Origin of the sequence: Streptomyces sp. NP-1717, assembly GCF_022695985.1 — a bacterium.
Lineage (GTDB): Bacteria > Actinomycetota > Actinomycetes > Streptomycetales > Streptomycetaceae > Streptomyces.
The window spans coordinates 1-7,604 of sequence record NZ_JAAPBF010000290.1 but is presented as its reverse complement, the minus strand read 5'-3'; the positions used below and the strand labels follow the sequence as shown (position 1 = coordinate 7,604).

1 protein-coding gene and 1 pseudogene are annotated in these 7,604 nt (G+C 69.1%); both read right to left on the bottom strand.

All coding sequences use genetic code 11. From position 1 onward, the window contains the following. Positions 1–5,223: pseudogene (locus GXP76_RS32405) on the bottom strand (beta-ketoacyl synthase N-terminal-like domain-containing protein); the annotation flags it as partial. A 65-nt stretch (positions 5,224–5,288) separates the two neighbouring features. Continuing rightward, positions 5,289–7,604 (bottom strand): beta-ketoacyl reductase (locus tag GXP76_RS32400; RefSeq protein ID WP_242575190.1); only part of this gene is annotated, 2,316 nt, incomplete at its 5' end.

The following is a 7,604-nucleotide window of genomic DNA, read 5'->3' as shown; positions in this document are numbered from 1 at the left end:
CGCCACCAACCCACCCAACACACCCGTACCACCCGTCACCAACACCGTCCCATCCCGATCAAACGGGACAGGCAGCGTCAGAACGTTCTTGCCTACGTGCCGGGCCTGGCTGAGGTACCGGAACGCGGCCGGGGCCCGGCGCACGTCCCACACCGTTGTCGGCAGCAGGGCGAGCCGGCCATCGGCGAACAGCGCGAGCAACTTGGCGAGCATGTCGCCGATCTGGACAGGCTCCGGTTCGGAAAGGTCGAAGGTCCGGTACTGGACGTCGGCCGGCAACTCGGCCGCGTCCCGGAGGTCGGTCTTGCCCATCTCGATGAACCGGCCACCGCGCGGCAGCAGTTCGAGCGACGCGTCCACGAACTCACCGGCCAGCGAGTTCAGCACGACATCGACGCCGGCGCCGTCGGTAGCGCCGAGGAACGCCGTACGGAAGTCGAGGTCCCGCGAGGAAGCAATCCGGCTGTCCGGCAGCCCGAGCCCCCGCAACGTCTCCCACTTCGAAGGATGCGCCGTCGCGAACACATCCGCCCCGAGGTGCCGCGCCAGCTGTACGGCGGCCATGCCCACGCCGCCCGCGCCCGCGTGGATGAGCACGCGCTCACCCGGCCGGAGGTCCGCGAGCCGCACCAGCGAGTAGTACGCCGTCAGGAACGCGACGGGCACCGACGCCGCTTCCGCGAACGACCACGCCGCCGGGATGGGCGCCACGGTGCGTGCGTTCGCCACCACCACGTCACCGAACGCGTCGGGGATCAGACCCATGACGCGGTCACCGACGGCAAGTCCGGTGACGTCAGAGCCGACCTCGGTCACCACCCCGGCGCCCTCGCTGCCGAGCGTCGCATCGCCCGGATACATACCCAGCGCGATCAGCACGTCGCGGAAGTTCAGCCCCGTGGCCCGCATCGACAGCCGCACCGTTCCCGGCAGCAGCGGCGCCCCCGCCTCCGGGTACGAAACCGTGGTCAGCTCCGTCAGCGTCCCTCCCGAGCCGGCCATGAGCCGCCACGGCCCCTGCTCGGGAAGCCGCAACCGGTCCTTCTCATCGTCGTCGATGCCACCAAGGGCAGGCGCAATCAACTCACCGCCTCGCAGCGCTATTTGATCGAGACCGCTGGCCAGTACGGCAGGCAGCATCCGTGCCATCAACGCGTCATCGTCCACCGAGACGTCCTGCGGATCGAGGTCCAGCAGGATGAAGCGGTCCGGGTTCTCCGTCTGGGCGGACCGGATCATGCCCCAGATAGCGGACATGGCCGGATCCACCGGGGACAACGGCTCCTCGGTGGTCACCGCGCCCCGGGTGAGCACCAGCAAACGGGAGTCGGTCAGGTGCGAGGAGGCCAGGAACGCCTGCACCTCGGCCAGCAGCCGCACCAGCATGGCTTCGGCGCGTGCGGCGCCTCCGCTCTCCTCGCCGAACTCGCCCGGTGTGCCGGGGCAGGACAGCACCACGAGCGTGGGCGACGCGGCTCCGTCGTCCATCGCGTCTGCCAACCCGGCCAGGTCCGCGTGATCACCGGCGCCGTTCCCCACCAGCACCCATTCCGGTGCCGACTCCGTGGCCGATTCGTTCGCGCTGTCTGCCGGCTGCTCGGGCACGGGCGCCCACCGCATTTGCAGGAGACGTGCGGAGGAGGACGGAGAACCCGCGAGGCTCGCCCGGTTGATGGGGCGGAAGGCGAGGGATTCGACGGTGACGACGGGTTGCCCGGTCGGGTCGACGGCCTCGACGCCCACGCCGTCTTCGTTGCGGCGGAGCCGGACGTGGAGGGTGCGTGCGCCTGTGGTGTGGACCTGTACGCCGGTGAAGGCGAAGGGCATTCCGCCCTCGTCCTTCTCCGTGGTCTTGGTGGCGGCCAGGGCGTGGAGGGCGGCATCGAGGAGAGCCGGGTGGAGTGCGAACCCGGCCGGATCGTCGGGGAGTTCGACCTCGGCGTACACGTCATTGCCGTCCAGCCAGACCTTCCGCAGGCCCCGGAACACCGGCCCGTAATCGAAGCCGGCGTCCACCAGCCCCGCGTAGACCTCCTCTGCCGGGACCGGGTCACCAGCCGGAGGCCACACCCACGCCGTATCCGCAGAGTCGGCCGGGCCGCCGCTCGTGGTCAGGAAACCGGAGCCGTGCCGCACCCACTCCCCGTCGTCGTTCATGTCCGCACGGGAGAACACACTCACCGCACGCCGACCATGGTCGCCGCTCGCCTCAAGCTCGTCGACCACAACCTGAACCGCCACACCAGGCCCGCCCTCAACAAGCACCAACGGCGCCTGCAAAGTCAGCTCCTCAACACGCGGGCATCCGACCTGGCCACCGGCATGCACCGCAAGATCCAGGAACGCGGTCCCCGGCAGCACGACCACACCCGACACCGCGTGATCAGCGAGCCACGGCTGCGCCGACACCGACAACCGCCCCGTCAGCACCACACCACCACCGGCCAACGACACCTGCGCACCCAACAACCGATGCCCGGCAACGGTCAGACCCGCTCCTGACAAAGACCCCGCAGACGACCCCAACGATCCAGCGGCCCAGTAACGGCGACGCTGGAACGCATACGTCGGCACCTCCACCGGCCGCACCGAGGGGACCAACTTCTCCCAGCCGACCTCCACACCGTGAACATGGAGCCGGGCCAGACCCGTCAGCACACCGGTCACCTGGTCGCGATCACGCCGCATGAACGCCGTGATCACCTCACAGTCACGCTCGGGCATCGCCGCGGACAAGGCAGGCTGCGGACCGACCTCAGCCCACACCCGCACACCCAACTCACGTGCCACCTCGACCGCGTCGGCGAACTGCACCGGCCGCCGAGCATGCTCCACCCAGTACGCCGCACTCCCAAACTCCACACCCGCCACCTCACCCGACACCGTGGAGACCACAGGGACCTGCGCAGGAGCGACGGACAAGTCCCCGAGCGCCGTGGCGAAATCCTCCAGAACCGGGTCCATCAACGGCGTGTGGAAGGCATGCCCCACAGGCAGCCAACGACACCGCACACCCTCGTCCGTCAGCTCATCCACCACGCCACGCACCGCATCCGGCTCACCAGCCAGCACAACGGACTCCGGGGCATTGACCGCAGCCACCCACACCCCGGCAACACCTTCGACACGTTCCCGCACCTCACCGGCCGGGGCGGCTACGGACGCCATCACCCCGCCCCCGGCCAGCTTCTGCATCAACCCACCCCGCGCGCAGGCCAGGCGCACCGCGTCCTCCAGACTCAGCACACCCGCAGCCACAGCCGCACTGATCTCACCGACCGAATGCCCCACCAGAACATCAGCACGGACACCCGACTCGACCAGCACCCGCCACAACCCGACCTCCAGCGCAAGAAGACCCACCTGCGCAAAGACCGTCTCCCCCACCAACTCACCTCGGCCATCCTCACCGAAGATCACCGGCCGCAACGGCTCCGGCAACAAACCATCCGCCACCGCACACACCTCATCCACCACACCCGCAAACACCCCAAAGCGTTCGTAGAGCTGAGCGCCCATACCGGCGAACTGAGACCCCTGTCCCGTGAACAACACACCCGTCTTCCCACCCATCGGCGACCCCGACACCACCCCATCCGCCGAGCCGCCCGCAGCCAGCACATCCAACCCCGCCAGCAGTTCCTCTACATCCCCACCCACAACAACCGCACGGTCCTGCAGAGCAGCCCGGCCGGCCAACCCCGCAGCCACCCCAGCAACATCCACACCCTCACGGGCCCGCACAAACTCAGCCAGCTGTGCAGCCTGGCCACGCAACCCCGCATCACCCCGACCCGACACCACCCACGGCACCACCCCCGCGGGCTCCGCCTCCACGACAGGCACCTCTTCAAGGGCGGGCGGCTCCTCAAGGATCACGTGCGCGTTCGTCCCGCTGACACCGAACGACGACACACCCGCCCGCCGCACACGCCCCTCGCCCACCCACGGCACCGGCTCAGTCAGAAGACGCACCTCACCCGCAGACCAGTCCACATGGGGCGACGGCTCATCCACATGCAACGACACCGGCAGATGCCCATGGCGCATCGCCATCACCATCTTGATCACACCGGCCACACCCGCAGCGGACTGGGTGTGACCAATGTTCGACTTCACCGACCCCAGCCACAACGGACGTTCCTCAGGCCGGTCCTGCCCATACGTCGCGAGAAGCGCCTGCGCCTCGATCGGGTCACCCAGCGTCGTACCCGTACCGTGCGCCTCGACGACGTCCACGTCACGGGCGGACAACCCCGCATTCGCCAAGGCCTGCCGAATTACCCGCTGCTGCGACGGACCGTTCGGCGCCGTCAACCCGTTCGACGCACCGTCCTGGTTGACGGCCGAGCCCCGCAGTACGGCAAGAACCCGATGACCGTTCGCCTCCGCGTCCGACAGCCGCTCCAACAACAGCAGGCCGACACCCTCACCCCACCCCGTCCCATCAGCTCCCGCCGCGAACGGCTTGCACCGACCGTCAACAGCCAGACCCCGCTGCCTGCTGAACTCCACAAACGCACCCGGCGTCGACATCACGGAGACCCCGCCGGCCAACGCCAGCCCGCACTCACCCGAACGCAACGCCTGGGCTGCCAAATGCAACGCGACCAGCGACGACGAACACGCCGTGTCCACCGTCACCGCCGGACCCTCAAGACCGAACACATACGCCAGCCGACCCGACACCACACTCGCCGCGTTCCCGGTCAGGAAGTAGCCCTCGCTGCCTCCGCCCGCCTCGTCGGAGAACGTGCCGTAGTTCTGTGCCGAAGCGCCCACATAGACACCCGTACTGGTGTTTCGCAGGGTGGACACATCAATGCCCGCGCGCTCGATCGCCTCCCACGAGGACTCCAGGATGAGCCGCTGCTGCGGGTCCATCGCAAGCGCCTCGCGCGGACTGATCCCGAAGAACCCGGCATCGAACTCGCCCGCGTCGTAGATGAATCCGCCGGCCGCCGTGTACGACGTACCGGACCGATCCGGATCGGTGTCGAACAGCGTGTCGAGGTCCCAGCCCCGGTCCTCGGGGAAGTCCGCTATCGCGTCACCACCGGCGGCAACAAGGTCCCACAGCTCCTCCGGCGAGCGCACTCCACCGGGGAACCGGCAGCTCATGCCCACGATGGCGATGGGAGCGTGCTGCTCGGCCTCCAAGCGCTCCAGACGCTGGCGTGTCTCGTGCAGGTCCGTGGTGACGAACCGCAGGTAGGAGCGGAGCTGTTCCTCGTTAGCCATTTCGTGGGCCTTCCTCGCAACGGTGATACAGACAGGCGGAACAGGTCTCAGGAGCGTTTGAACCGCTTGTCGATGAAGTCGAAGATCTCCTCGTCGCTCGCCGAGCCGAGCTGTGCGCTCATGTCGTCGGCGTCGCGCGGTGGGCTGTCACAGGAGTCCAGGAGTTCCCGGAGCCGCTGCGCCACCCGTTTGCGTACGGCGCCGTCCCCGGCGACCTCGGCCAAGGTCTCCGCGAGACGGTCGATGTCCCCGAACACCCGGGTGGTGGGCGGCACTTCCGCTGTCGTCCCGAGCAGTTGGTCGCCCAGGTGCTCGGCCAGGATTCGCGGAGTGGGATGGTCGAACGCCACAGTGGCCGAAAGCTGAAGGCCGGTCTCGGCGTTGAGTTGCCTGCGGAGCTCTACGGAGGCGATGGAGTCGAACCCCATGTCCCGGAAGGCCCGTTCGGGCTCGATGGCATCCGGAGTGGAGTGGGACAGCACCCGGGCCGCTTCCGCACACACCAGTGTCGACAGCAGGTCGAGGCGGTCGCCGGCATCCAGCCCTTCCAGCCGGGACCGCAGCCGGGACGCGGCATCCGCATCCTTGTGGTCCGGTCCGGTGGCGATCCGGCGGCTCTCGGGCAGGTCCTCGATGAGCGGCCGACGGCGGGCCACCGTGAACGTGGGGACGAACTGCTCCCAGTCCACGTCCGCCACGGCCACGAACGTCTCGTCCAACGTCAGCGCCTCGTGCAGCGCCGAAACGGCGAGGTCCGGTGCCATCGGGCGCAGACCGAGCCTACGCAGGTAGGTACCGATCCCGCCCCCGCCCATTCCCTCGCCGTCCCACAGCCCCCAGGCCACCGACGTCACGGACCGGCCGGCTGCGCGCTGACGCTCCGCGAGGGCGTCGAGGTGGGCGTTGGCGGCGGCGTACGCTCCCTGCCGCGCGCCGCCCCATACGCCTGCGTTCGACGAGAAGAGCACCAGCCGCTCGAACGCACCCTCGGCGAGCTGCTCCGACAGCCTCTCCGCGCCACGGACCTTCGCCGCGAGGACTTCGTCCAGCGTGACGGGGGAGAGATCCGTGAGCTCGACGTCCTGGGAGATCCCGGCGGCGTGGATGACGGTGGTGATCGGCGGGTGGTCACCGCCGTTGCCGAACAGTCCGGCCACCTTGTGCGAATCGGCGATGTCGCAAGCGACGACGGTGGTCGGGGTCCCCTGGGTGGTCAGCTCGTGGGCGAGTTCACCCGCGCCGGGAGCTCCGGGCCCCGAGCGGCTGACCAGGATGAGTTGCTCCGCGCCGTTGCGTGCCAGCCAGCGGGCCACATGGGCACCGAGTCCGCCCGTACCCCCGGTGATCAGCACGGTCCCGCTCGGCTTCCACTCCTGTTCGCCGCCGGACCGCGCCGGAGCGTGCTGCAACCGGCGTACGAACACACCGGCCGCCCCAATGGCCATCTGGTCCTCCACCGGCTGAGCCAACGCCGCACACAGCAGCTCGCCCGTACCCGAGTTCCAGTCGGCGGGCAGGTCGATCAGACCGCCGTAGTGGTCGGGGTGTTCCAGACCGAAGACCCGGCCCAGCCCCCAGACCGCCGCCAGAGCGGGGTCGGGGGCGGTGTCCGTCCCGGGTGCGGTAACCGCACCTCGGGTCAGAATCCACAACCGTGTGTCGGACTGCTCCACGGCGGCCTGCATCACCGCCACCACATCGGCCAGCCCGCCGGAGAGTCCCGGGTTGCCCGGGTGGCTGCGGTCGAACCCGGTCGGCAGGTAAGCGATGTGCCCGGCACCGGTCAGCAGTTCCGCGACACCTTCACGGCCGACGTCCTCGGGCAGTACCCGCACCTCGACCTCGGCACCGGCCTGCTCCAACGCCCGCCGTACGTCGGCGACTTCGCCACCGTCGTGACACAGCAACAGCCACTGGCGCGGCAGCCCACCGGCGTGCTGGACGGCAAGCGGTGTCCAGCCCACCCGGTAACGCCACGCATCACGCACGGAAGCGCCTGTCGGCACAGTTGAGGCGGGTGCGTCGAGCCAGTAACGGTGGCGTTGGAAGGCGTACGTGGGCAGCGCAACCGGCTCCGCGGCGGGCAGCAACTCCCCCCAAGCCACGGGCAGACCAGCCGACCACGCCTCACCCAGACTCGTGAGCATCTGCGCCTCGTCGGGCTGGTCACGGCGCAGGGTGTGCAGCACACGTCCGTCGGTCACCGTCTGCTCCAACGCCAGCGACAGCACCGGATGCGGACCGATTTCGATGAACAGACCGTTGCTCTGAGCGTGTACGGCGCGGACGGCCGACTCGAAGAGGACCGGCTCCCTCAGATTCCGGTACCAGTACTGCGCGTCCAGATCTCCGGCGTCCACCAC